20 protein-coding genes and 7 pseudogenes are annotated in these 23,442 nt (G+C 64.6%); 12 read left to right on the forward strand and 15 right to left on the reverse strand.

Annotated elements, in window-relative coordinates; genetic code table 11:
* Window positions 1-3: 3 nt before the first annotated feature.
* Together I6H87_RS17175 and I6H87_RS17180 are read right to left on the reverse strand one after the other, a co-directional pair.
* Window positions 4-546, reverse strand: a complete 543-nt coding sequence (locus tag I6H87_RS17175) for a thioredoxin family protein (protein ID WP_136227763.1) — start codon at window positions 544-546, stop codon at window positions 4-6.
* A 130-nt stretch (window positions 547-676) separates the two neighbouring features.
* Window positions 677-970 carry a hypothetical protein gene (locus tag I6H87_RS17180; protein ID WP_041687751.1) on the reverse strand — a complete coding sequence of 98 codons (294 nt, stop codon included), beginning with the start codon at window positions 968-970 and terminating at the stop codon, window positions 677-679.
* Between the two features lie 432 nt (window positions 971-1,402).
* Here I6H87_RS17180 and I6H87_RS17185 point away from each other — a divergent pair, with 432 nt between their 5' ends.
* Window positions 1,403-3,193 (forward strand): cytochrome c biogenesis protein DipZ, encoded by a 1,791-nt coding sequence (locus I6H87_RS17185; RefSeq protein WP_011615286.1) that lies wholly within the window; start codon window positions 1,403-1,405, stop codon window positions 3,191-3,193.
* Window positions 3,194-3,224: 31 nt separating this feature from the next.
* Here I6H87_RS17185 and I6H87_RS17190 read toward each other — a convergent pair.
* From I6H87_RS17190 to I6H87_RS17200, 3 genes and pseudogenes are all read right to left on the reverse strand, one after another.
* Window positions 3,225-4,113: pseudogene (locus tag I6H87_RS17190) on the reverse strand (FAD-dependent oxidoreductase); the annotation flags it as partial.
* A gap of 237 nt (window positions 4,114-4,350) precedes the next feature.
* A complete protein-coding gene (locus I6H87_RS17195; RefSeq protein WP_011615285.1) occupies window positions 4,351-5,652 on the reverse strand; it encodes a sensor histidine kinase in 1,302 nt (433 codons plus the stop codon).
* Window positions 5,649-6,263 (reverse strand): response regulator, encoded by a 615-nt coding sequence (locus I6H87_RS17200; RefSeq protein WP_011615284.1) that lies wholly within the window; start codon window positions 6,261-6,263, stop codon window positions 5,649-5,651. The genes I6H87_RS17195 and I6H87_RS17200 overlap by 4 nt, the downstream gene beginning before the upstream one ends.
* Before the next feature lie 329 nt (window positions 6,264-6,592).
* Here I6H87_RS17200 and I6H87_RS17205 point away from each other — a divergent pair.
* Window positions 6,593-7,391 (forward strand): annotated as a pseudogene (locus tag I6H87_RS17205) (SDR family NAD(P)-dependent oxidoreductase).
* A gap of 280 nt (window positions 7,392-7,671) precedes the next feature.
* On the opposite strand, the pseudogene I6H87_RS17210 reads toward I6H87_RS17205, so the two are convergent.
* The 3 genes and pseudogenes from I6H87_RS17210 to aceE all read right to left on the reverse strand — a co-directional run bounded on the left by I6H87_RS17210 (window position 7,672) and on the right by aceE (window position 12,327).
* Window positions 7,672-8,624: pseudogene (locus I6H87_RS17210) on the reverse strand (GlxA family transcriptional regulator).
* Between the two features lie 45 nt (window positions 8,625-8,669).
* On the reverse strand, window positions 8,670-9,563 hold the full coding sequence (locus I6H87_RS17215) for a xanthine dehydrogenase family protein molybdopterin-binding subunit (RefSeq protein WP_231881406.1): 894 nt from the start codon (window positions 9,561-9,563) through the stop codon (window positions 8,670-8,672).
* A 67-nt stretch (window positions 9,564-9,630) separates the two neighbouring features.
* Window positions 9,631-12,327: a pyruvate dehydrogenase (acetyl-transferring), homodimeric type gene (gene aceE / locus I6H87_RS17220; protein WP_011615282.1), complete on the reverse strand. Its 2,697-nt coding sequence runs from the start codon at window positions 12,325-12,327 to the stop codon at window positions 9,631-9,633.
* 254 nt (window positions 12,328-12,581) lie between these two features.
* On the opposite strand from aceE, the gene I6H87_RS17225 reads away from it, so the two are divergent.
* From I6H87_RS17225 to I6H87_RS17240, 4 genes are all read left to right on the forward strand, one after another.
* Window positions 12,582-12,884: a hypothetical protein gene (locus tag I6H87_RS17225; RefSeq protein WP_011615281.1), complete on the forward strand. Its 303-nt coding sequence runs from the start codon at window positions 12,582-12,584 to the stop codon at window positions 12,882-12,884.
* Between the two features lie 96 nt (window positions 12,885-12,980).
* Window positions 12,981-13,406, forward strand: a complete 426-nt coding sequence (locus I6H87_RS17230) for a cupin domain-containing protein (protein WP_011615280.1) — start codon at window positions 12,981-12,983, stop codon at window positions 13,404-13,406.
* The gene (locus tag I6H87_RS17235; protein ID WP_011615279.1) at window positions 13,403-13,858 is read left to right on the forward strand and encodes a carboxymuconolactone decarboxylase family protein; all 456 of its coding nucleotides are present in this window, start codon (window positions 13,403-13,405) and stop codon (window positions 13,856-13,858) included. Before I6H87_RS17230 ends, I6H87_RS17235 begins: the two co-directional genes overlap by 4 nt.
* Before the next feature lie 98 nt (window positions 13,859-13,956).
* Complete coding sequence (locus I6H87_RS17240; protein ID WP_051398476.1) at window positions 13,957-14,817, forward strand: ferritin family protein; 861 nt, start codon at window positions 13,957-13,959, stop codon at window positions 14,815-14,817.
* Between the two features lie 162 nt (window positions 14,818-14,979).
* Here the strand turns inward: I6H87_RS17240 and I6H87_RS17245 are convergent.
* A pseudogene (locus tag I6H87_RS17245) lies at window positions 14,980-15,476 on the reverse strand (fumarate hydratase C-terminal domain-containing protein); the annotation flags it as partial.
* Between the two features lie 50 nt (window positions 15,477-15,526).
* On the opposite strand from I6H87_RS17245, the pseudogene I6H87_RS17250 reads away from it, so the two are divergent.
* Both I6H87_RS17250 and I6H87_RS17255 read left to right on the forward strand, forming a co-directional pair.
* Window positions 15,527-16,617 (forward strand): annotated as a pseudogene (locus tag I6H87_RS17250) (IS3 family transposase).
* A gap of 21 nt (window positions 16,618-16,638) precedes the next feature.
* A pseudogene (locus tag I6H87_RS17255) lies at window positions 16,639-16,959 on the forward strand (IS30 family transposase); the annotation flags it as partial.
* 210 nt (window positions 16,960-17,169) lie between these two features.
* Here I6H87_RS17255 and I6H87_RS17260 read toward each other — a convergent pair.
* Window positions 17,170-18,363 carry an MFS transporter gene (locus I6H87_RS17260; protein ID WP_011615276.1) on the reverse strand — a complete coding sequence of 398 codons (1,194 nt, stop codon included), beginning with the start codon at window positions 18,361-18,363 and terminating at the stop codon, window positions 17,170-17,172.
* A gap of 157 nt (window positions 18,364-18,520) precedes the next feature.
* Between I6H87_RS17260 and I6H87_RS17265 the strand changes: the two genes are divergently transcribed.
* Window positions 18,521-19,015: a winged helix-turn-helix transcriptional regulator gene (locus I6H87_RS17265; RefSeq protein WP_041687341.1), complete on the forward strand. Its 495-nt coding sequence runs from the start codon at window positions 18,521-18,523 to the stop codon at window positions 19,013-19,015.
* 142 nt (window positions 19,016-19,157) lie between these two features.
* Here the strand turns inward: I6H87_RS17265 and I6H87_RS17270 are convergent, their stop codons facing one another.
* Window positions 19,158-19,418, reverse strand: a complete 261-nt coding sequence (locus tag I6H87_RS17270; protein ID WP_081225799.1) for a cupin domain-containing protein — start codon at window positions 19,416-19,418, stop codon at window positions 19,158-19,160.
* A gap of 8 nt (window positions 19,419-19,426) precedes the next feature.
* Window positions 19,427-19,639, reverse strand: a pseudogene (locus I6H87_RS17275) (IS30 family transposase); the annotation flags it as partial.
* A gap of 128 nt (window positions 19,640-19,767) precedes the next feature.
* Between I6H87_RS17275 and I6H87_RS17280 the strand changes: the two are divergent.
* Window positions 19,768-20,190 (forward strand): tyrosine-type recombinase/integrase, encoded by a 423-nt coding sequence (locus I6H87_RS17280; protein WP_231881405.1) that lies wholly within the window; start codon window positions 19,768-19,770, stop codon window positions 20,188-20,190.
* A 40-nt stretch (window positions 20,191-20,230) separates the two neighbouring features.
* Here I6H87_RS17280 and I6H87_RS34805 read toward each other — a convergent pair whose 3' ends face one another.
* Both I6H87_RS34805 and I6H87_RS34810 read right to left on the reverse strand, forming a co-directional pair.
* Window positions 20,231-20,416 carry a hypothetical protein gene (locus I6H87_RS34805; protein ID WP_041687336.1) on the reverse strand — a complete coding sequence of 62 codons (186 nt, stop codon included), beginning with the start codon at window positions 20,414-20,416 and terminating at the stop codon, window positions 20,231-20,233.
* Window positions 20,417-20,557: 141 nt separating this feature from the next.
* On the reverse strand, window positions 20,558-20,686 hold the full coding sequence (locus I6H87_RS34810) for a histidine kinase (RefSeq protein ID WP_269446661.1): 129 nt from the start codon (window positions 20,684-20,686) through the stop codon (window positions 20,558-20,560).
* A gap of 140 nt (window positions 20,687-20,826) precedes the next feature.
* On the opposite strand from I6H87_RS34810, the gene I6H87_RS34710 reads away from it, so the two are divergent.
* Entirely contained in the window at window positions 20,827-20,952 is a 126-nt protein-coding gene (locus I6H87_RS34710) for a hypothetical protein (protein ID WP_255266293.1), read from the forward strand.
* 110 nt (window positions 20,953-21,062) lie between these two features.
* Here I6H87_RS34710 and I6H87_RS17290 read toward each other — a convergent pair whose 3' ends face one another.
* Complete coding sequence (locus tag I6H87_RS17290; protein ID WP_011615274.1) at window positions 21,063-21,986, reverse strand: LysR family transcriptional regulator; 924 nt, start codon at window positions 21,984-21,986, stop codon at window positions 21,063-21,065.
* Between the two features lie 159 nt (window positions 21,987-22,145).
* On the opposite strand from I6H87_RS17290, the gene I6H87_RS17295 reads away from it, so the two are divergent.
* Window positions 22,146-23,432, forward strand: a complete 1,287-nt coding sequence (locus tag I6H87_RS17295) for an MFS transporter (RefSeq protein WP_011615273.1) — start codon at window positions 22,146-22,148, stop codon at window positions 23,430-23,432.
* Window positions 23,433-23,442 lie beyond the last annotated feature (10 nt).

A 23,442-nucleotide genomic window follows, 5' to 3' on the forward strand; every position in this document is an offset into this window, starting at 1 on the left:
CGCCTACTTGCGTTGCGCTAGCAGCTTGCGGATGGTGTCCTCGGTTTCGGCGTAGCTGCCCTCGCCATAGTGTTTGTACACGATGCGGCCATTGGCATCGATCAGGTAGAGGGCGGGCCAGTACTGGTTGCTAAAGGCCGACCAGGTCGCATAGGCATTGTCCTGGGCGACCGGATAGCGGATATCGAAGCGCCTGATCGCCGCCTGCACGTTGGCGGTCGATTTCTCGAACGGGAATTCTGGCGTGTGGACGCCCACCACGACCAGGCCCTGATCCTTGTACTTGTCGTGCCACTGCTTCACGTATGGCAGCGTGTTGATGCAGTTGCCGCAGGCATAGGTCCAGAAGTCGACCAGCACGACTTTACCGCGCAGGCCCTCCATGGACAGCGGCGGCGAGTTCAGCCACTGATGGATCCCCGTGAACTCGGGCGCGCGGCCCTGATCGCCAACGGTCGGGGCGAGGCCTCGCTGGCCGAAAACGGCAATGCCGACTGCCGCGATCAGCAGCCCTATCGGTACGAGGCGGTATAACTTCGTGCGCATGATGCTGGCCCGTGCAGAATTGTGATGGAAGCGGATACCCCTGGGGGCCCGTCCGCCCTGGCCTCGGCCGGAGCGAGGGATCGGCGCGGTCAGCACCTTACGCGGCCCTGGCCACCCAGGTTGCATGGCGTCAGGCGTGGGCACCGTCCAGGTACGGGTCGACGCTGCGCGACGGCTCTGCCGATACGCCGGTGCGATCCATGCCGGCCAGCGAACGCGCGCCGTCCGCGAACGGATCGACATAGCGGGCGCCGTCGCTGTACGGGCTGCGCGGCAACTGCACCGAGCGGGCGCCGTCGGTGTACGGGTCGCGCGCACCGAAGCCGGACGACGCGGCCTGCGCGCCAGCGGCGGCGGCCAGCAGGGCGATGGCGAAGACAAAACTCTTGGCAGTATTGACAGTATTTGCAGTGTTGGCAGTCATGATCAGCTCCCAGTAAATGGTCATCGGGGTTGCGGCCCACCGGGATTGCTTGCCTTGCATTTCGCCGCCGTGCCACGGATTGCATTGAAGGCGACCGATGTATCTGGCCCTTAGCGGGTGGACGGCACTTTTGTCGCCGGACGTGTCGGAAGGTCGTCTTGATACAAAGGCGTACAAAGTCGGTACGTCGCCCGGACCGTCCCGCGCAGCGAGAGCGGGCCAATACGACGCGCGACGCTCTCGAAGTTCTGCAAAGACCGGGCGGGCCGCTTTTGCCCGGCCCGGTGCGTGCCGCGGCAGGCTTTTGTATGGCAATGTATCTGGCGGCACAGGCTTGACAATCCGGTACACAGGCGCCGATCCACGACACAATCCGGCTACGCGGACGGTGTCTGATACGGGGAAGCCAAGCCCTGTGAGAAAACACTGATCATGAGCCTGCTGATACTCGCCTACCTCGGAGGGATACTGACCATCCTGAGCCCCTGCATCCTGCCGGTCCTGCCTTTTGTGCTAAGCCGCACCGGCCAGCCGTTCCTGCGCGGCAAGCTGCCGATGCTGGCCGGCATGGCGCTGACTTTTGCCGCCGTCGCCACGCTGGCGTCGGCCGGCGGCGCCTGGGCTGTGCAGGCCAACGCCTACGGGCGCCTGGCCGCCCTGGCGCTGCTGGCACTGTTCGGGCTCTCCCTGCTCCTGCCACAGGTGGCGGATACGCTGGCGCGGCCCCTGGTGGCGCTTGGCAACCGCCTGACCGGCAACCCTGCCGCCTCGACCCAGGCAGCGTCACCTTCGCCATGGGGATCGCTGCTGCTCGGCATCGCCACCGGGATGCTATGGGCACCCTGCGCGGGGCCGATCCTCGGCATAGTGCTGACTGCTGCGGCGCTGCAGGGCGCGAGCGTCTCGACCTCCCTGGCGCTCGCCGCCTATGCCGCGGGCGCAGCGACCTCGCTGGCGGCCGCGCTCGGCATCGGCGCACACATGTTTGCAGCCATGAAGCGGTCGATGGGTGCCAGTGAATGGGTGCGCCGGGGGCTGGGCGCCGGCGTGCTTGGCGGCGTGCTTGCCATCGGGCTGGGCGCCGACACCGGCCTGCTGGCCCGCCTGTCCGCGAGCGGGCCGGTGCGGATCGAGCAGGCGCTGGTCGACGTGCTGCACAAGGCGCGCCCTGCGCCCCAGGCCGCGCATGCGGCGGCACAGCCCGGCACCGGCATGCTGCTGGCCGCGAATGACATGCCGGTGGCCATGCCGGACCGCCTGCCGGTGGAGGGCCGCATGCCGGCACTCGATGGCGCCGTGCAATGGATCAACTCGGCACCGCTCACGCGCGATCACCTGCGGGGCAAAGTCACGCTGGTCTACTTCTGGACATACTCCTGCATCAACTGCATCCGCACCCTGCCCTATTTGCGCGCGTGGGCGGACAAGTACAAGGAGCAGGGCCTGACGGTGATCGGCGTGCACACGCCCGAGTTCGCTTTCGAGAAGTCACCGGACAACGTGCAGCGCGCAGTCGCGAACTTCCGCATCGGCTTCCCGGTAGCCGTCGACAGCAACTACCGCATCTGGCGCGCCTTCCAGAACAGCTACTGGCCCGCTGCTTATTTTGTCGATGCCCACGGCAATATCCGCCACCACCAGTTCGGCGAAGGTGACTACGCCAACTCGGAACGCGTGATCCAGGCGCTGCTGGCGGAAGCCGGCCGTCCGTCCACGGCGCGCGATGTCGTCGCCCCGCTTGCGGAAGGCGCTCAGGCGGCACCGGACCTGTCCAACCTCCGCTCCGGCGAAACCTACCTCGGCTATCTGCAGGCGGCCAACTTCGCCTCGCCGGGCGGCATGCGGCAGGATGCTCCACAGCGGTACAGCGTCGGCAAGCTCCGGCTCAATCAGTGGGGCCTGGCCGGTCAATGGACCGTAGGCGCCGAGCGGGCTGCCCTCGACAAGGCCGATGGCAGCATCGTCCATCGTTTCCATGCACGCGACCTGCACCTGGTACTGGGCCCGGCGCCCGACGGCCGGGCGGTGCGCTTCCTGGTGACGATCGACGGCAAGCCCCCTGGCGACAGCCATGGCGCCGACATCGATGCCGCCGGCAACGGTGCGGTCACGCAGACGCGGCTCTATCAGCTGGTGCGCCAGGCGGGCAAGGTGGGCGAGCACACCTTCGAGATCCGCTTCCTGGATCCCGGTGCGCAGGCCTATGCCTTCACCTTCGGCTGACGCCGGTTTCCATCCACGCATTCCACTTATCGCTGGTGCGCAGCTGTTCATCCACCTTGATATTGCCGCGCTCGTCGGTTTCGACGCCTGCCTTGTCGAGTCCCAGGTCTTCCGTGTTGGGCACTTTCCCCACGCCAGCAGCAGGTGCGAGCCGTGCACATCGCGCGATCCCGTTGCGCAATCGAGCCCGACGGCGATGCCCTCCCCGGCCCGGCGCGCGGTCAGGCAGTTGGCATCGAGGCGGATTCCCCCCCCCTCGCGCTCCAGGATCTCCCGCAGACACGTCTTCGTCTTCGCGCTGGATCAGGCGCGGGCCATTTTTCCACCACGGTGACCCTTGCGCCAAAGCGCCGGTACATCTGGGCAAACTCCAGGCCGATGTAGCTGCCGCCAATGATGACCAGATGCTCCGGCAGGTAGTCCACGTCCATCATGCCCGAATTGGTCAGGTACGCCACCGTGTCGAGCCCGGGCATCGGCGGAACGAGGGCCCGGGCGCCGACGTTAATAAAGATGCGATCGGCTTGCAGTAGTTCGCCATTGACGCGCACACCGTGCGCGCTTTCCAAGCGGGCGTGCCACTGGTAGACCGTGCCGTTGGCCAGGCCGCGCATCCACTGTTCCACGCCGCTGGCGGAGCGCCCGGCGATGTCGTCCTTGCGCGCCTTCACCTGCCTCATGTCGACAGCGACCGGCCCGCCAATCGTCACGCCATAGTCGCCCGCCCGCCGCGCAAGATGGGCCGCATACGCGCTCGCGATCAGGGTCTTGGTAGGAATGCGGCCGGTGTTCACGCAAGTGCCGCCAAAATGCGCGCGCTCGATGACTGCCACTTTCATGCCGGAGCCGGACAGCCGCGCGGCAAGCGCGGGGCCGGCTTGTCCGGTGCCGATGATGATCGCGTCGAATCCCTGGGCCATCGCGCTCTCCCTGGCTTGTGCCATGCCCGCTGCACTCACCACGCGCAGCGGCGCATTCGCGCTGGGGATCGGGCAGCAATCGTACCTGGCTCACGCCCAAGCATAGACAACCGCGTGGGATTTCGCGATGTCACAGAACAGCGTCAATTTTCACGGGCTTTCCCGGCCTGTCCTGCATTTCACCATCAGGCCGCGCGAGGATGAGCCGGCCAAGCGCCCTGAGCGAGGCTTGTCCCCTCAGCCAAGCCTGAGCTGCGCCTCCAGCCCACCGCCCTCCCGGTTGTGCAGCGTCAGCGAACCGCCGATCGCCAGCGCCAGCTGGTGCGCGATGGCCAGGCCCAGGCCCGTGCCGCCGGTCTCACGGTTGCGCGACGCTTCGAGCCGGACAAACGGCTGTATCACGGATTCGAGCTTCTCTGCCGGGATGCCGGGCCCGCGATCAAGCACGCCGATCACCACCGCGGCGCCGTCGCGGCGCACTCTCAGTTCCGCCGCCCCGCCGAACTTGATGGCGTTGTCAGTCAGGTTGGTCAGGATGCGGCGCAGAGCGTGCGGGCGCGTCAGGATGGCGCCGCCGGTATTCTGCCGGATAGTGACGGCCTTGCCGGTGTCCTGGTAATCGTAGACCAGGCTCTCGACGAAGGACCCGATATCGATCCGCGATGCCTTTTCGCCGTCGCCATGCATGGCGCGCGCATAGGTCAGCCCCTCCTTGACCAGCGTCTCGATCTCGGCAAGGTCGTGCACCAGCTTGCGCTTGTCTTCGGAATCCTCCGCCATCTCGGCGCGCAGCTTCATGCGCGTGATCGGCGTCTGCAGGTCGTGCGAGATTGCCGCCAGGATCTGCACGCGCTCCTCGACAAAGCGTGCAATGCGCTCGCGCATGGCGTTGAACGCGCGCGCGGCACGCACCAGTTCAGTCGGACCGGTCTCGGCCAGCGGCTCGCTCGCGGCGTTCGGGTCGAGCGCGTCGGCGGCATTGGCCAGCGCCACCACCGGGCGCAGCGACAGCCGTACCGCCAGCCAGCAGCACAGCACCAGCAGCAACAGCTGCAGCACCAGCACATAGGGCAGCCATTGCGCGATCGCGGGCGGCTTCGGATGCACGTCGATGGTCAGCGGGCTGCCATCGCTGAGGGTGAGGTGCGCCTGCAAGCGTTTGCCCTGCCCCGGGATCGATTCGACCCTGACGGGGAAGCGGCCGCCGCTCGCTTCGGTAATGCGGTCGGCGATCTCCTGGGCCTGCGCGCTCATCTCCGGCACGCCCGGCAGGCCCGGCCCGAGCACATACTGGTAGTTGCCGCGGTTGACATGCCGCAGCCACTGCGGCCGCTCCGCCGCCGGCACGCGGTCGAGAATCGCGATCGACGTTGATACGTCGGTTTCCAGCGTGCCGAGCATAACCTGGCGCGCGGTGATGTAGCGCTCCGCAAACAGCACGCCGAACGACAGGCCATGGGCCACCACGAGCCCGGCCAGCAGGATCAGGAATAGCCGCGCGCCCAGCGTGCGGGGCCACGGCAAGGCCCGGAGGTTCACTGCTGCGCCTCCCGGATCGCTACCGGCATCGAGAACACGTAGCCCTCGCTGCGCACGGTCTTGATGTAGCGGGGCTCGCGCGCATCGTCCTTGAGATGCTGGCGCAACCGGCTGACCAGCAGGTCGACCGATCGCTCGAACATTTCCGCTTCGCGGCCCTGCGTGAGGCTGAGCAGCTGGTCACGGTTGAGCACGCGCTGCGGATGGTCGACAAACACGCGCAGCAAGCGGTATTCCGCGCCACTCAGCGCGACGATGATGTGGGCCAGTAGCTCGCGCGCGGCGAAAGGCTTGGGGAGATAGTCGTCGGCACCCATTTCAAGGCCGAGGATGCGATCGGTCTCGTCGCTGCGCGCGGTCAGCATCAGGACCGGGGTGGTCTTGTGCTTGCCGGCCCGCAGTTCACGGCACAGCATCAGGCCATCATCGCCCGGCATCATCACGTCCAGCACGATCAGGTCGACGGCATTGGCCTCCAGGATCGCGCACATTTGCCTGCCATCCTGCGCAACGGTCACGCGCAGCCCATTCTTGGCCAGATAGGTCGATACCAGCTCCCGGATTTCCCGGTCGTCATCGACAACCAAGATATGGTCGACGTGTGCATCCATCTCTATCCCCTCGGAAAAGTACGGTGAACCGCCAGTCTGCGTCGACGCCATTGTATGAGTGCCGGCGATTCTCCGTGTATCGCACTGTATCCGGTACAGCAAACGCCACAGTCCGATACATATTTATTTACTCACGGGACACCGCCATCGTCGGTGGATACCGCGCGCGGGTCATGTGGACCCCTTCCTTCCCGTGAAAGCACCCTCGGCGGTGGTGGCAGGAAAGGTGGTATCTATGACATTGGCGCCATGACCTTGCGCACCTAATCTTGAACTCACGCAGCCGGCCAGCCGGTGAGACTTCCCTCCAGAGAACCAGGAGCTTTGACATGACGACTGACATCCACGCCGGCACCGCCCTCATCACCGGCGCATCTTCCGGCATCGGCGCCATTTATGCAGACCGCCTCGCCCGCCGCGGCCACGACCCTGGTGGCACGCAACCGATCCCGGCTCGAGGCGCTGGCCCGCCGGATCGCCGACGACACTGGCCGCTCGGTCGAGATCGTGACCGCTGACCTGGGCCAGCCTGCCGATGTCCGGCGCATCGAAGACCTGCTGCGCACCGATGCCAGCATCACTACGCTGGTCAACAATGCCGGCATTGGCGCCGCGGCACCGTTGCTGGTGTCGGATGTCGACAAGATGCAGGCGATGATCGAGCTCAACGTCACGGCTCTGACTCGCCTGACCTATGCCGCTGCGCCGGCATTCGTGGCGCGCGGCGAAGGCGCCATCATCAATATCGCGTCGGTCGTCGCGGTGGCGCCCGAGATCCTGAATGGCGCCTATGGCGGCTCCAAGGCGTTCGTGCTGGCCTTTACCCAGTCGTTGCAGCATGAGCTCGCCGGCAAGGGGGTACGCGTGCAGGCCGTGCTTCCCGGCGCGACGCGGACCGAGTTCTGGGACATTGCGGGCCAGCCGGTCGAGAACCTGCCGCAAGGCATCGTGATGAGCGGCGACGACCTGGTCGATGCCGCGCTGGCCGGGCTCGACCTGGGTGAAGTGATTACCGTGCCATCGTTGCCTGACGAAGCCGACTGGAAAGCGTTCGAGGCTGCACGTGCCGCGCTCGGCCCCAGCCTGTCGCGCGACCAGCCCGCGGCCCGGTACGGCGTTGCGCGGTAGTTCCCAGGTAACCTGAACGGTCCGCGCATGGCCTAATGCCGTTCAGCGAACCACCGTCGTTCCCGCGTAGGCGGGAACCCAGTGACTTCATCCCCGAAGGGGACGTGAAAGACGCTGGATTGCTCGCTACGTTCGCCCTTCGGGCAGTCCCTTGGACGTCCAATGCGCTGTGCGCATTGTCCCGCCTTCGCGGTAATGACCGTGGTGGTTGATACCTTTACTGAACGGTATTTCCGCGCATGGCCGGCATTTTCCGCCAGTACGTCGCGGAATACGACGGCTACGCGACCTGCAACGCATCGCCGCGCGCCATGCGCCGGATTGCCTGCGGCGGCTGTCCCGAATGCCCGCAGGAATGCCCGCCGCATGCGCTCGCGGTCGCCGAAGCCGGTATCCCGCGCGACCACGTCAATGGCGTGGCGGCCGCTTTCCATCATCAGCCGGGCCGCTTCCACGCGCAGGTGCTCCACGGCCTTGGCCGGGGTCTGCCCGGTCTCATCCCGGAATGCGCGGGCAAACTGGCGCGGGCTCAGGTGCGCCGCTTAGGCAAGTTGATCCACCGAGAGCTCCCGCTGCAGGTTCTGCCGCGCAAAGTCCAGCGCGGCACGGATGCGGTCAGAGCGCGGTTCCAGGTCCAGCAGCGCCGAGAACTGCGACTGCCCGCCGGGCCCGGCGGTGATACACGACGAGCTTCCTGACGACATCGCGCGCAACGGCGCCCCCGGCATCTTTCTCCACAAGCGCCAGCGCTAGGTCGATGCAGGCCGACATGCCGGCCGAGGTCCAGACCGGGCCGTCGATGATGAAGATGCGGTCTTCCTCCACCCCGACTTCCGGGAAGCGCCGGCGCAACTGCTCCGCGTAGTACCAGTGCGTAGTGGCGCGGCGGCCGTCCAGCAGCCCAGCCTCCGCCAGGTTGAAGGCGCCGGTGCAGGTGGCGCCAATGCGCCGCGAGGTCCGCGCAGCGCGCCGCAGGAATATCACCAGTGCGGGCGGCGCGGGCAGGACGTCGTTATCTCCCACTACCAGCACCGTATCGAAGCGGCGCCTGCCGAACGGCTCGGTGCTGACCGAAAAACCCCCCTGAACTCGGCACCAACCCGCCATGTTCGGACAGAGGTGAACCTCGTACATCGGCTGTGCGAGCGAGCGGTTGGCAAATTCCAGCACCGTCGAGACCGCCAGGTTCAATGCCTGGAAGCCTGGATACAGGGCTAGGGCTACGTGGCGCATAGCGAACTCCATGGAGCGGTCGGAGAGTGTCCGTCCGTGACACGCTTACGCCATCAGCTTCTCCTTCGTGATGGGGAGATCCCGAATCCTCTTGCCGGTGGCGTGGTATACCGCATTGGCGACAGCGGCGGCAAGGCCGGTAATCCCGATCTCCCCAATGCCGCACGCGCCGAATTCATTGAATTCGAGGTCGGGATGGTTGAGCAGGATCACGTCGATCCCCGGCTGGTCTGCATGGACCGGAACGGCATACTCAGCATAGTTGTTGTTGCCCGGCATGCCGTCGCGTCCGTCATACTCGGTGGCTTCGAACAAAGCCATGCCGACGCCCATCACGATCGCGCCTTCCACCTGGTTGCGCGCAGTGACCGGGTTGATGACCCGCCCCACATCGATCGCGCTCACGACCCTGGCGACGCGCAACCGTGAAATGCCGGGATCCCAGCGCACCTCAACGAAGTGGGCGCCGAAAGACGTGCAGGACAGCTTGTCGGTCGGTGTGCCGCCGGTCCGGGCAAAGCCCTCCGCGCTGGCAAAACGCTGAGCATTGAGGATCGAGGCATGATCGACGGCGCGCTTGCCGTCGGTCAGGCGGCCATTCTGCGTCGCGAACGTGCGCAGCTGACCGATCGCGTTGCGCGTGGCCTCGGCAACGGCCGGGAGCACGCTGGCCGTCGCCCACGAACCGCCGGCTACCGGAGCCGCCGGAAACGCCGAATCGCCCAGCCTGACATCGATCTTTTCAAATGGCAGCTCGGTCAGTTCGCTGACCGTTTGCGCAACGATGGTGTACATGCCCGTGCCGATGTCCTGGATTGCGCAGATCACCGCGGCGGTGCCATCGCTGCGCAGGAGGACACGAGCCTCGGCTGGCGAGCGCCAGGCGTCCCAGTTGCACACCGCCATGCCGTAGCCGACGATCTCGGTGCCGGCCGTCATCGAACCCGGCCTCGGATCGCGCCGGTCCCAGCCGAACTTGCGGCTGCCCTGCCCGATGGCCCATCGTTCAGGCATGCAGCGGGTTCGGCTTCTCCGGATCGATCCCGTACTTGTGAATCGCTTCCGAGACGCGAGTGCCGGGGATGGTCCCCTCATCCGCCAGCGCCTTCAATGCCGCGATCGCGATCCAGTGGCGATCCACCTCGAAGAAGTGGCGCAGCGCCGCGCGGGTATCGGAGCGGCCGAACCCGTCAGTGCCCAGCACGACGAATTTCTGCGGCACATAGGCGCGGATCTGGTCCGCGAGCGCACGGATATAGTCGGTCGCGACAATGACCGGCCCCGGCGCATCCTGCAGCCGCCGGGTCACGTGCGGAACGCGCGGCGGCGCCTCGGGATGCAGCAGGTTGTGCCGTTCGGCCGCACGGCCGTCGCGTGCCAGTTCCGTCAGGCCCGGCACGCCCCACACATCCGCAGCGACGCCCCAGTCCTGCTGCAGCAATGCAGCTGCGGCGATGACCTCATTGAAGATGGTGCCGGCGCCCATCAGTTGCACGCGCGGACAGGATTCGGCAGATTCTGCCTTGCTGAAGGCGTACATGCCCTTGAGGATATCCTGCGCGACGCTCGGGCCGGCCGGCATGGCCGGCTGCGCATAGGTCTCGTTCATGACGGTGATGTAGTAGTAGACGTCTTCCTGCTCCTGCACCATGCGGCGCAGGCCGTCCTGTACGATCACAGCCAACTCGTACGCAAACGACGGGTCATAGCTGATGCAGTTCGGCACCGACGATGCCCACAGCAGCGAATGTCCATCCTCGTGCTGCAGGCCTTCGCCGTTGATCGTGGTCCGTCCGGAGATTCCGCCCAGCAGGAAGCCGCGCGCCCGCATATCGGCCGCCGCCCAGGCGAGATCGCCCACGCGCTGGAAGCCGAACATGGAGTAGAAGATATAGAACGGCACCATGGGCTCGCCATGCGTGGAGTACGATGTCGCGGCAGCGATCCAGTCGGCCATGCCCCCCGCTTCATTGATGCCCTCCTGCAGGAATTGGCCGGTCGTCGACTCCTTGTAGGATGTCAGCGTCTCGGCATCCTGCGGGGTGTAGCGCTGGCCGTCCTGGTTCCAGATGCCGATCTGCCGGAACAGTCCTTCCATGCCAAACGTGCGGGACTCGTCCGGTACGATCGGCACGATGCGCCGGCCCAGTTCCTTGTCCCGCAGCAGCGTGCCCAGGATGCGAACGAAGGCCATCGTGGTCGACATGCCCCGCCCTTCGGGCGTGGCCCTGAGCAGCGCGTCGAATGCCGACAAGGCGGGCGCCGGCAGCGATGCGGCTTTCTGGCGCCGCGCGGGCAGGTAGCCGCCCAGCGCCTCGCGGCGTCCGCGCATGTAGGTGAGCTCTTTCGATCCCTCGGGCAAGCTGATATACGGGACGTCTTCGATTTCCGCATCCGCAACGGGCAATGCATACTTGTCGCGCAAGGCCAGCAGGGCCTCCCGCTGCACCTTCTTCTGCTGGTGGTTGACGTTGGAGGCCTGGCCCTGGTCGCCCATGCCATAGCCCTTGATGGTCTTGGCCAGGATCACGGTCGGCACGTCGCTGCCGCGCGCGGCCTCAGCGAATGCGGTAAAGACCTTCACCGGATCGTGGCCGCCGCGGTCCAGGCTCCAGAGGTCATCGTCGGTGTAGTCGGCCACCAGCGCCTTCAGCTCAGGCGTATTGAAGAAATGCTCGCGCAGGTATGCCCCGGATTTCGAACGGTAGGTCTGGTATTCGCCGTCGACGACCTCCATCATGCGCCGTGCCAGCGCCCCACTCTTGTCGCGTGCGAACAGGTCGTCCCAGCGGCCACCCCATAGCACCTTGATCACCCGCCAGCCAGCGCCCAGGAAGATGCTTTCCAGTTCCTGCACGATCTTGCCGTTGCCGCGCACCGGCCCGTCCAGGCGCTGAAGATTGGCGTTGACGACGAACACAAGGTTGCCCAGGCGCTCCCTGGCCGCCATGCCGATCGCGCCCAGGGACTCGGGCTCGTCCATTTCGCCGTCGCCAAGGAATACCCATACCTTCCGGTCATCGGTCTTCGCGATGCCGCGCGCCTGCAGGTACTTCATGAAACGGGTCTGGTAGATCGCCATCAACGGGCCGAGCCCCATCGAAACGGTGGGAAACTGCCAGAAATCGGGCATCAGCCACGGGTGGGGGTAGGAGGACAGCCCTTCCCCGCCGACTTCGCGCCGGTAGTTGTCGAGTTGCTTGGCATCCAGCCGGCCGAGCAGGAACGCGCGCGCGTAGATGCCGGGCGCCACGTGGCCTTGCACGAAGACAAGGTCGCCGCCGTGATCCGCTGTGGGCGCGCGCCAGAAATGGCTGAAGCCCACGTCATAGAGCGTGGCCGCGGAGGCAAACGAGGCGATATGCCCGCCGACATTCGAAGTCTTGCCGGCCCGCACCACCATCGCCATGGCATTCCACCGGGTATAGGAGCGAATGCGTCGCTCAATCTCGCGGTCGCCTGGCATGCGTGGTTGCTGGTCGACGGCAATGGTATTGACGTAAGGCGTGCCGCCAGAGTGCGGCTGCAATTGCCCGCGCAGCCGCGCATGGGCAATCTGCCGCTCGATGAGATAGTGCGCACGTGCCGGCCCGACGTTGCCGAGGACGCCCTCCAGGGCTTCCAGCCATTCGGCTGTCTCCTGAGGGTCGTCGTCCCGTGGATCAATTGTCAATGCGATTTCGTCATGTTGCGTGGCGGTCACGGCAAGTCTCCGTTAAGGAATTCGGTGAAAACCAGCATAGGCGATAACTACGACTTTACAAGTCTTAGTTATCGCGGAGACTTCAGGGCAAACCATGGGCTGTTCATGTCTGGCACTTGACGGGAAACAGAGCTGCAAGATCTTTTCCCGATGCTTGTCTCGGCGCAGTCCATGTGCTCGCTTGCACTTCGATGGACGATCGACTATCGTTACTACGACTATAATGATCGTAGTTAAAGCAACCGGAGTTCACTATGAAACCGATCCACTGGATCAGCGCACTTGGCGCCACCGCGATCCTGTCCACCGGCGTGACCGCATGGGCATCCGCTTCCGACCTGGCCTGGGCGACCAGCCGCCCCATGACTGCCGGCCACGACCTGAAAGGCGTATCGACGCAACCGGGTCACACCCGCAGCCTCCGCGATACGCTGATCGCCGGCCAGGACCTGAGCGGCGTTTCCGCTACGCCAAGCCGCGCCGGCGAGACCGGCGCGGGGGATGAAGCCAGCAAGGCTTCGGGGCCGCCCAACAAATCGCTGCCTCGGCTCGCCTGAGGCTGTGCCTCCCATAACGGAAAGGCGTCCCGGGACTGAAAGCCGCAGACCGGCATCCACACTACCCGCTTCACGCGTTTTGCCAAGGAAACAGACATGAAAGCCCAACACCTTCTTTTGCCCTTTCTCGCCGCCACCGTGATGGCATTTCCCGTCGCCGCAGCCGCACATGGAACCGGTGACACGGTCAAGGAGAACTTCTCCCGGGCCATCCCCAACATACCCGGTAAGTCACTTATCGCGCTGGAAGTGGATTACGCACCCGGCGCCTCGTCCTTGCCTCACTACCACGCCAAGTCGGCATTCATCTATGCCTATGTCGTCTCGGGCAGCATCGCCAGCAAGGTCGATGACGGGCCGGAACGGGTCTACAAGGCGGGCGAGAGCTTCCATGAAGAGCCGGGCTCGCACCATGCCGTCAGCCGCAACGCGAGCAAGTCAAAGCCCGCCAAGCTGCTGGCCGTGTTTATCGTGGACAGCGGCGAAAAGGACCTGACCACTTACGAAAGGAGCGCGAAATGAGACTGGACTACACAAAGGCCGCCCCGGGTGGCGTGAAGGCATTCGGCAGTGTCTACGGCTACGTCATGCAGTCCGGACTCGATGATGTCCTGGTGGAGCTGGTCTACCTGCGTGTCAGCCAGATCAACGGCTGCGCCTACTGCCTTGACATGCACACGCGAGACCTGGTGAAGAGGGGCGTGTCGGTCGGCAAGCTCGCGCTCGTGCAGGTCTGGCACGAAGCGGGCGCCCTCTTCAGTGACCGCGAGAAGGCCGCACTGGCGTGGGCCGAGACCGTGACCCGCGTTTCCGAGACACATGTCCCGGACGACGCATTTGGAGCGGCCTCTGCCGTCTTCAGTGAAAAGGAACTCGCTGACCTGACCATGGCGATCAGTCTGATGAATGCATTCAACCGCCTCGCCATCAGCTTCCGCCGTGCGCCGCAAGTCGAGGGCCAGGGCGACGCATGACCGGGCCGTCGGTCGCGGGACAGGGCCAGCTCGCTGGCCCTGCTTCGCCGACGCAGATTTTGAGACGCCACTTTCACTACCATTTTCAAGCTATTGGCATGCTCTACCCCGAACTGTTCAAATCGTTGGAAGCGGTCCGCTGGCACATGGACAAGGACATCCCCTGGGACACCTTCGACGCCAGCCTGCTGACAGACGACCAGGCCAAGACCATCCGCATGAACGCGATCACGGAATGGTCGGCCCTGCCCGCCACCGAGATGTTCCTGCGCGACAACCGCCACGATTCCGACTTTTCGGCGTTCATGAGCATCTGGTTCTTCGAGGAGCAGAAGCACTCGCTGGTGCTGATGGAGTACCTGCACCGTTTCCGCCCGGACCTGGTGCCGACCGAGGAAGAGCTGCATGCGGTGCGCTTCGAATTCGACCCGGCGCCGCCGCTGGAAACGCTGATGCTGCATTTTTGCGGCGAGATCCGCCTGAACCACTGGTACCGCCGTGCCGCCGAATGGCACTCGGAACCGGTGATCAAGCATATCTACCGTACCCTGTCGCAGGACGAAGCCCGCCACGGCGGCGCCTACCTGCGCTACATGAAGAAATACCTGGCCCAGTTCGGCGACACCGCGCGCGCCGCGTTTGCCAAGATCGGCGTGTTGATGGCATCGGCGCGGCGCACCGAAAAACCGCTGCACCCGACCAGCCTGCACGTCAACAAGGCGCTGTTCCCCAACGACACCGTGCAGTCGCGCCTGCCCGACCCGGACTGGCTGGGAAAATGGCTGGACGAGCAGATCCGCTTCGACGAAGGCTGGGAGAAGAAGGTCATCGAACGGATCCTGCACAATATGTCGCTGCTGTTCGAGCGCACCTTTGAAAGCGTGCAGGACCTGAACCGCTACCGCAGGGAGCTGGGGAAGCCGCAACAGGACGCGCGCGATGCTGCATTTCCCCACTAGCACGCTGATTTTCATACGAAGCCAGCAGCGTGTGACAGAAACGGGGGCCGTGAGCGCGAAGGCAGGCCTGCGAAGCAAGCGGCTCGCAGAGTGCCGGTGCGAATCGCTTCCACGGTTTGCCGCGGTCCTGCAGATGCGGGGTAGTGTCCAAGCGCGACCGCGTCAGCATCCTGCCGGCACGATGCGCCAGGTACGCGGCCCGCTTTCGTGGACACTGTTGCCGCCGGCATCCACGGCGACAACCACGGGCAGGTTCTCCACATCGAACTCGTAGATGGCTTCCATGCCGAGATCGCCAAACGCAAGGACACGCGAGAACCTGACCGCCTTGGAGATCAGATAGGCAGCCCCACCGGTTGCTGCCAGATAGACGCAGCCGTTCTTCACGATCGCGCTGATCGCCTCCGGCCCGCGCTCGGCATTGCCGATCATGCCGAGCAAGCCGGTGGAAGCCAGCATGCGCCCGGCAAACTTGTCCATCCGTGTGGATGTGGTCGGGCCGCAAGGGCCTACTACCTCGTCACGCACAGGATCGGCGGGCCCGACGTAGTAGATCATGCGATTGCGGAACTCCATCGGCAAGGGCTGGCCACGCGCGAGCATGTCGTCGATCCGCTGTGCGCGGCATCGCGTCCGGTGGTATTCCCCCCGTAAAGTAAGCCTCGCGGGAAGTAGAATTTTCTAGCAGCGGTACCTTAGGAAATTTTGCATGAAGACCCCCCGATTCACGGACAGCCAGATCATCGCCATCTTGAAACAGACCGAAGCCGGTACGCCGGTTCCGGAGCTCTGTCGGGAACATGGCATGAGTAGCGCCAGTTTTTACAAATGACGAGCCAAGTATGGCGGCATGGATGCAGCGCTAATGACCCGGATGAAGGAACTGGAAGCCGAGAATGCCCGCCTCAAGAAGATGTATGCCGAGGAGCGCCTGAAGGCGGATGTCCTGAAGGAAGCCATCGAGAAAAAGTGGTAAGGCCATCTCACCGACATGAGATGGCCATGCGTGCAGTGCGAGAACGCGCTCTGACGGTCAAGACAGCCTCTCGCAGCTTTCGGCGTGAGCGAGACGTGCTACCGGTATCAGGCCAAGAGCTCGGCGGAGGACGAGGTCATCGCCGATTGGCTGGTCAAGCTGACGCACAACCAGCGTAATTGGGGCTTCGGTCTGTGCTTCCTCTACCTGCGCAACGTCAAAGGCTTCGGCTGGAACCACAAGCCTTCGTCTATCGCATCTACCGGCAGTTGGAGTTGAACCTGCGCATCAAGCCCCGAAAGCGGCTGGTGCGTGAGCAGCCCGAACCGTTGGCAGTGCCATTGGCGCTGAACGAAAGCTGGTCGATGGACTTCATGCACGACCAGTTGGCCGACTGGCCGCAGCATCCGGCTGTTCAATGTCATTGACAACTTCAACCGAGAGGGTCTGTGCATCGACGAGGACTTCCCGCTGCCGTCACCACGAGTGATCCGCGCCCTGGATCAGGTCATCGAGTGGCGAGGGCCGCCGCAGGCGATTCGGTGCGACAACGGCCCGGAGTATGTCAGCGAAGCGCTGAAGGACTGGGCAGACAAGCGGGGAATCCGGTTGCAGTTCGTCCAGCCGGGCAAGCCTCAACAGAACGCCTATATCGAGCGGTACAACCGGACCGTGCGGTATGACTGGCTGGCGCATTTCCTGTTCGAAACCGTCGCCGAGGTCCGGGAGTACGCGACAAATGGCTATGGTCCTACAATCACGAACGCCCGAATATGGCGCTTGGTCGCATCACACCGAAACAACGATCGGCCAACTTGGCCTAGCCTCTACTTCCAGCGACCGCTAGAAATGGGGGAATACCCTACCGGCTCGAATGCGCGTTCGAGTCGCGCCGCACGATCCGACAGCCATTGGACAACCTGCACACCGTAGCCGGCCGGCGTCCAAAGACATGTAAGCTCGTCAGGAATCGGATACTTGCACAGGTTGTGGCAAGCAAGCTTCAGTTGCAGTGGTCGCCTGAGCAAGTTGCAGGCTGGCTCAAGCACGCATATGCGGTCAACAAGGGCTACCAGGTGTCACACGAGACGATCTATCGTAGCCTCTACATACAGGCCCGCGGTGCGCTGAAGAAGGAACTGCTGGAACACCTGAGGCGCTGCCGGAGCTGTTGCCGCACGCGTGTCCTTCAATGCCATCGTTGTCACCAGCGTGCCAGTCGTCACGACCAGTACCCCACCTGCCAATAGCCATCGCCGCCTGCCGGCCCGGCCGTTCTGTCTGTCTGCCATGCTCTGCTGCCCAATCCGTCCATTAGTTCATCGGTGATTCGTCCGGCAGCGCGTCGCGCGCCTGCCGGGATTCCCTGCTCGGCTTCAGTTGGCCGAACCGGGTGTGGCGGCGACCACGCCGGCCGGTCCCGCTTGCGGCCGCGCGATCCGCTGCCGCGCCCATTCGGCGACAAACAGTGCCACCGCCAGAAAGACCGCACCCACGAGACCAAGGGCATGACGGTCGAACGAGGCGATAGCCGCGCCGCCGATGACGCCTGACATCGATACGCCAACGTAGATCGCCGCCGAGTTCAGCCCCAACAGCAGCGGCGAGGCAGCCGGCGTGATGCTGATAAGCCGGTGCTGCTGCGGGACCAGCACGCCCCAGCCGCACACGCCCCAGACGATCAGCGCGGGGACCGCGGTCACCAGCGATGCCGACGTCAGCGGCAACAGGGCGAAGTCGATGACCAGCACGGCGATGGCCGCGTTGATGATGCGGCGGCTGCCGTAGCGGTCGGTCAGGCCGCCCGCGGCAAGATTGCCGACGGTGGCCGCCACGCCCCACAGCAGCAGCAAGGCCGCCAGCACGAGCGGGTCACCGCCAGTGGCACGGTCGAAGCTCAGGCCGATGTAGGTGTAGACGAGGAAGAGGCCCGCATAGATCATCCAGGTCGTCAGCAGCGTCAACAGCACGCGAGTGTCCGCCAGCGGTGCAAGGCGGCGCGACAGGCTGATGGCCGGCGGCGTCGGGATCTCCGGCAGGCGCCACGCTACGCCCAGCCCGGCCAGCGTGCCGACGGCGGCCACGAACCACATCGTCGCGCGCCAGTCCAGCGCGCCGCCGATGAAGGTGCCCAGCGGCGCACCCAGCGCCGTTGCACTGGACAGACCGCCGATCACGATGGCCAGCGCGCGCCCGCGCTGCTCCGGCGGCACCAGCGACGCGCCAGTGGCCGTCGCGGTCGGGCTGAACATGGCGGCGCCAAGGCCCGCGATGAGCCGGCTGGCCAGCACGAGCTCGATATTCGGCGCCACAGCGGTCACCACGTTACCCACCACGAACACCGCAAGCCCCGTGAGCAGCAACCGCTTGCGTGGCCAGTTCGCTGCCGCCGCAGCGATGACCGGTGACAGCAGCGCATAGCTGATCGCGTACAGCGTCACCATCTGGCCGGCCAGCGCCACCGATACGCCAAGCGAAGCCGAAACCTGCGACAGCACGCCAGCCACCACGAAGCTGTCCGTGCCAATCGCGAACATGCCGCTGGCCAGAACGATCAGACGTTTATCCATGTGAATGTCCTCTGCGGCACATCGAGCCGCGCGTTGGGAAATCGTGACGGGACGCATCCCACAAAAGTTTCTTGATGAAACTTACGATAGCTCATTGAGTTGCTTCATGCAACTTTCTCGTCTAGGATGAGTGTTATGTAACGCAAGACGTCCGCTTATGCACCGCAAGACTTTCACAGGGATGAACTGCTCCGTGGCTGGCGCGCTGGAGCAGGTCGGCGAATGGTGGAGCCTGCTCATCGTGCGAGAGTGCATGATGGGCACTACGCGCTTTGACGACTTCCAGCAGCGCCTGGGTATCGCTCGAAATGTGCTCGCCACGCGGCTGAACACCCTAATTGAGCACGGGGTGCTGGCGAAGGTGATCGCCGAGGGCGCGGAACGGCGCACCGAGTACCGGCTGACGGAAAAGGGCGAGGCGCTCTATCCTGTCATCGCGGGGTTGATGCAATGGGGCGATAAATGGTGCACCCAACGCACGCCCATCCGCCTCGTCGAGGACAGCACCGGCGAACCGGTCGAACCGGTCGCATTGCGCGTGGGTCCCCGCACGCTGGGCTTGCGCGACGTCCGCCTGGAACCCGGCGACGGCGCGACCGAGCGAACGGCTGAGATCATCGACGCCCGCAACAAGTCCATTCTCGGCAAGTAAACCCGATCACGCATCGCTTGTCGCGGCGCTGCCAGAACCCGCGCAAATGGCGCGTTCCGGCTTGCGGAAGGGAATTGCTACGTGCTGAAGTACCTGTCAACGAATTCACGACGGCCCGGCCGGCCAGCTGGCTTCCCCTGCCCTACTTGCCCGGCACCACGAGAGGGGCGCCCTTCGTGACGATATAAGACGCGAGTTCCGAAGCCTCGCCGCTTCCAACATTCCTGGCCGAATGCGGCGTGCCTGCCGGAATGAAAAGCGAATCCCCCGCCTTCAGCGTGACCGGCTTCTGGTCGCCAAGCTGGTACTCAAGGGTTCCCTTCAGCACGTGGGCGATCTCTTCGCCGGGGTGCGAGTGCTTCGGCGCGAAGGCGCCCGGATCAAAGTCGACGCGGACCTGAATGGCTTCGCGGCCCGAGGGTCACAGAAGTAGACCTGGATATCCGTGGCCACGGTAAAGCGCTTGTGATCGGCCATCTCTTTTCCGTGATCCCACGTCAGCGATTTGTAGAGCTCCTGGGGCAGTTTGCGCACATGCTTGATGAGTGCATTGACGACTGTCTCGCTGTCTTTGCTGGCGACCTTCACCAGCATCACAAACCTCGTCTGACGCTCGACCAAGGTGGGCCTATCTTCTATCGCCTGCCGAGGATCTGGCCGGCTTGCGCAGCCGCGCAATCGTCGCGGCATTCCTCGCAACGGGTATTACAGCGGGGGAAGCGCGAGCAGCGCGTTGAGAGATCTGATCGCAGATGCGAACCCGCCCTATTTTTTGTGTCGGCGCACGGGATGCGCGCACGGTTCACCTCGCCGACTTCGCGATACCTGTACTGCGGACTTGGTGTGCCCGCCGCTCGATCCTCCCCGTCGAGGGCGACCTACTTTTCACGCTCACCCCCGATGGTCGACCGATCAGCGACATGAGCTTCGGTCGGATCGTGGCCACCGCACTTGCCGCAATGGGGTTCTCCGGTGCAGAGCCAAGCCCCCGCACGTTGCGCAATACCTTCTGCCGGCGCCATCTCCTGGCAGGCAGCTCACGTGATGAGGTCAGCCGCATGTTGGGGCTAGCCAGCCATCGCACTTGTGACCGAATTGCTGCGACGCTGCCGGCAGAGGAGGAGCCAATGCACCAAAATAGCTCGCCTGACGCGCCAGCAAAGGCCGAGGAATAAGGAATATCATGGATATTCCACTGGACACTGTGAAGGTCATTTACCGCCGTGCGACCGCGTGGCGCACGACATTGGAGAGGGCCTCGCGCACGATCTGCACGATATGGAACTCTTCGTTGGCACTGAGCTGGCAGCCCTTGAGCCGGTTGTCCAGCGTCATGGCCACGCTGCTGCGCGCGCCATACTCATCAAGGGCCTCCTCCAGCGCCGCGGCCAGGCCCTGCACATTGATCTGCGTGCGGAACGTCGTGATCAGTTCGCGCAGCTTGCGATAGGCGCCGTTCAGGCCGTCGCGCAGTTCTTCCGCGGTCGCCTCCAGGCCCTCGTGCGCGTCCCCTCGGTCGGCCAGGGTCTGCAGGCGGCTGACCTAGGACAGCGACTGCGCCAGCGAGTCGTGCAGTTCGCGCGCCATGGCCGTGCGCTCCTCGATCAGCGCTACCCGGCGCCCTGCCTGCATGCGCCGGAAGTTGCCGATCGCCAGGGAGGCCGCGGCCACCAACCGGCGCGCGCCGCGCCGGCCTGCCGCCGCCGCGGTGCCGCGCCCCGGCGTTGGCCCGATCCCGCCCCTCCACGACTACCGTGCGCTGATCGACGGTCTCGAGGACATCGTCTTCGAGACCGACGCGGAGGCTGCCTTTGAGTCCGCGTCGCACCGGGGTAACCCGGCCGTCCTGCACCATCTGCAACTTCAACGTAGGCACGCCGCTGGTGGTGGCGATCGAGGCGTGGCCACAGTTATTGCGCAAGGAACTGATGGGGTAGCCGCGGTCGAGCAATAACAGGTCGTCGGATTGTAGGCACGTCGGATCTGACACAAGGACGGCATGCGATGAGCTGCCTGGTCGAGGTGTCGCGCGAGCCGTAGCGGGCGGCTACTGGCCGCCCTGCGCAAACATCGGCATGTCCCGCAGGATATGTTCGAGCAGCTTGAGCGCCGCCGCCGGTAGCGGCCGCCCGGCCTTGGCCAGCACGCGCGCCTGGGTGCCCCTGAACAGCGGATGATCGATGGGCACCACCGTGAGCGTTCCGGCAGCGATTTCGCGATACGCGGCGAACTCGCCGCCGATCAGCGTCATGTAGTTTTCGTAGGTAACAAACTGCTTGAGCGCCGTCAGTGAATTGGTGACCAGCGTCGGCCGGATCCTAATGTTCTCCGCGAATTCGAGCATCTTGGCGGCGTGCCCGACGCCGAATGACGCCGGCATCATGGCCAGCGGCCAGGACAAGATGTCCTTGGCGCTGGCCGCGCCGCCACGCAATGCCAAGGGATGGTCGGGCCGCACCAGCAGGCCGACCGGCTGCGACGAACTCGCCAGATACTCGATGCGCGGATGTGGTGGCGGATTGAAGGCAAGTCCGATGTGCGCGCGACTTTCGGCCACGGCGTCGAGCACCTGATCCACGCCGAGGATCTCCATGCCGATGTCGAGCAGCGGGTACTGCGCACAGAACGGCGCTAGCACCTCATTGACCAGTGCATCGACGTACCCCTCGCTCAGGACCACCTGGACCTGCCCCTGCCGCAGACCCTTGAGGGCATGGAGCTGGTCCTCAAGCTTCTCCTGATGTGACCGGTAGTCGCGCCAGAACTCAAGCAGATGCGCGGCGGCCTCGGTCGGCCTGACGCCACGCGCCTCTCGCTCGAACAGCGTCGTGCCAAGTTCGTCCTCGAGCAGCCGGATCTGCCGGGTGATCACCGATGGCGATGTGTTGAGATTCTCCGCAGCGCCTCGAATGGTGCCTTGCTCGAGCACTTCGCGGAAGTAGCGCAGCCGCTGCTGATTGATTTCACGCATGTCGAACCATCCACTTGGTCGATGACAGACTTTACACCATACCGATGCGTTGCCCTGAAGGCAACGAAGTGTGGACATGGTTGCTGTTGGAGATTGCCATTGTCGCTGGCACTATCCGATCCATCAACGCGGTACACATAAAAGACATTGGAGACTGGCGTGCTGGCGATCCCGAGAGAAAGCGCAGTAGACGGCACCTCTGCCCTCTACAACAAGATCAACTGGCGGCTAATGCCATTCCTGCTGATCTGCTACCTGTTCGCCTACCTCGATCGCGTCAACATCGGCTTTGCGAAGCTTCAGATGCAAGGCGACCTCGGTTTCTCCGATGCCGCATATGGCGTGGGCGCGGGGATCTTCTTTATCGGCTACGTGCTGTTCGAGATACCGAGCAACCTGGTGCTGCCGCGCATTGGCGCACGCAAGACCTTCAGCCGCATCCTCGTACTCTGGGGCATCACCTCGGCCTGCATGCTGTTCGTGCGCAACGTGCCGATGTTCTACGCCATGCGTTTCCTGCTCGGCATCTTCGAAGCAGGCTTTGCACCGGGCATGATCTACTACCTGTCCTGCTGGTACGGGCCGCAGCGCATGGCGCGCGCCATTGCGATCGTGTTCCTTGCCGGCCCGCTCGGCGGCATTGTCGGCGGCCCGGTCTCGGCATGGCTAATCACCGCGCTCTCAGGCACCGGTGGCCTGGCCGGCTGGCAATGGATGTTCCTGGTCGAAGGCCTGCCCTGCGTCCTGCTCGGCGTGCTCGCCCTGTATTTCGTGCCGAACCGTCCCGCCGACGCCGCCTGGCTCACCGAGCAGGAAAAGCGCCTGCTCGCCAACGAAATCGGATCCAGCGCGGCGCACAATCATTCCTTCCTGGCCGTGGCTCGCGATGTCCGGGTCTATGTGCTGGCCCTGGCGTACTTCTGCATCATCGCCGCGATCTATGCGATCAGCTTCTGGCTGCCGACCTTCATCAAGGCCCAGGGCGTGAACGACACCGTGCAACTCGGCTGGTACTCGGCCCTGCCCTATGTCGCCGCGGCCTTCGGCATGTACTACATGGGCCGGCGCTCGGACCGGGTCGGGGAGCGCCGTTTCCACAGTGCCGTGCCCGCAACCGTCGGCGGATTGCTGCTCGCCGCGTCCATCCTCGTCGACGGCAATCTTGCGGCATCGCTGATGTTGCTCACGCTCGGTACCTGCGCGCTGTGGATGACCTACACGGTGTTCTGGGCCATGCCTTCCGAATACATCAAGGGCCCGGCGGCCGCAGGCGGCATCGCACTGATCAACACGATCGGGCTATCGGGCGGCTTCTGGGGCCCGGCCATCATTGGATGGGCCAAGACCGCCACCGGCAACCTTCACCTCGGTGTGCTGATCCTGGCCGCGCTGCCAATCATCGCCGCACTGATCATCCTTGCCAACAAGCTGCCCGCGAAGCGGTAACAAGGAGTCG

The sequence above is a fragment of the Cupriavidus necator genome, assembly GCF_016127575.1.
GTDB classification, from domain to species: Bacteria; Pseudomonadota; Gammaproteobacteria; order Burkholderiales; family Burkholderiaceae; genus Cupriavidus; species Cupriavidus necator_D.

Excerpts from the sequence above, each read along its gene's own strand:
- I6H87_RS17175 (WP_136227763.1), bottom strand. The coding sequence starts at position 546 with ATGCGCACGAAGTTATACCGCCTCGTACCGATAGGGCTGCTGATCGCG.
- I6H87_RS17180 (WP_041687751.1), bottom strand. The coding sequence starts at position 970 with ATGACTGCCAACACTGCAAATACTGTCAATACTGCCAAGAGTTTTGTC.
- I6H87_RS17185 (WP_011615286.1), top strand. The coding sequence starts at position 1,403 with ATGAGCCTGCTGATACTCGCCTACCTCGGAGGGATACTGACCATCCTG.
- I6H87_RS17200 (WP_011615284.1), bottom strand. The coding sequence starts at position 6,263 with ATGGATGCACACGTCGACCATATCTTGGTTGTCGATGACGACCGGGAA.
- I6H87_RS17215 (WP_231881406.1), bottom strand. The coding sequence starts at position 9,563 with ATGACGGCCGGCACCGAGATCGTCGGCTACGGCATGGCGGTGTGCAAC.
- I6H87_RS17225 (WP_011615281.1), top strand. The coding sequence starts at position 12,582 with ATGAAACCGATCCACTGGATCAGCGCACTTGGCGCCACCGCGATCCTG.
- I6H87_RS17230 (WP_011615280.1), top strand. The coding sequence starts at position 12,981 with ATGAAAGCCCAACACCTTCTTTTGCCCTTTCTCGCCGCCACCGTGATG.
- I6H87_RS17235 (WP_011615279.1), top strand. The coding sequence starts at position 13,403 with ATGAGACTGGACTACACAAAGGCCGCCCCGGGTGGCGTGAAGGCATTC.
- I6H87_RS17240 (WP_051398476.1), top strand. The coding sequence starts at position 13,957 with ATGCTCTACCCCGAACTGTTCAAATCGTTGGAAGCGGTCCGCTGGCAC.
- I6H87_RS17260 (WP_011615276.1), bottom strand. The coding sequence starts at position 18,363 with ATGGATAAACGTCTGATCGTTCTGGCCAGCGGCATGTTCGCGATTGGC.
- I6H87_RS17265 (WP_041687341.1), top strand. The coding sequence starts at position 18,521 with ATGCACCGCAAGACTTTCACAGGGATGAACTGCTCCGTGGCTGGCGCG.
- I6H87_RS17280 (WP_231881405.1), top strand. The coding sequence starts at position 19,768 with ATGCGAACCCGCCCTATTTTTTGTGTCGGCGCACGGGATGCGCGCACG.
- I6H87_RS17290 (WP_011615274.1), bottom strand. The coding sequence starts at position 21,986 with ATGCGTGAAATCAATCAGCAGCGGCTGCGCTACTTCCGCGAAGTGCTC.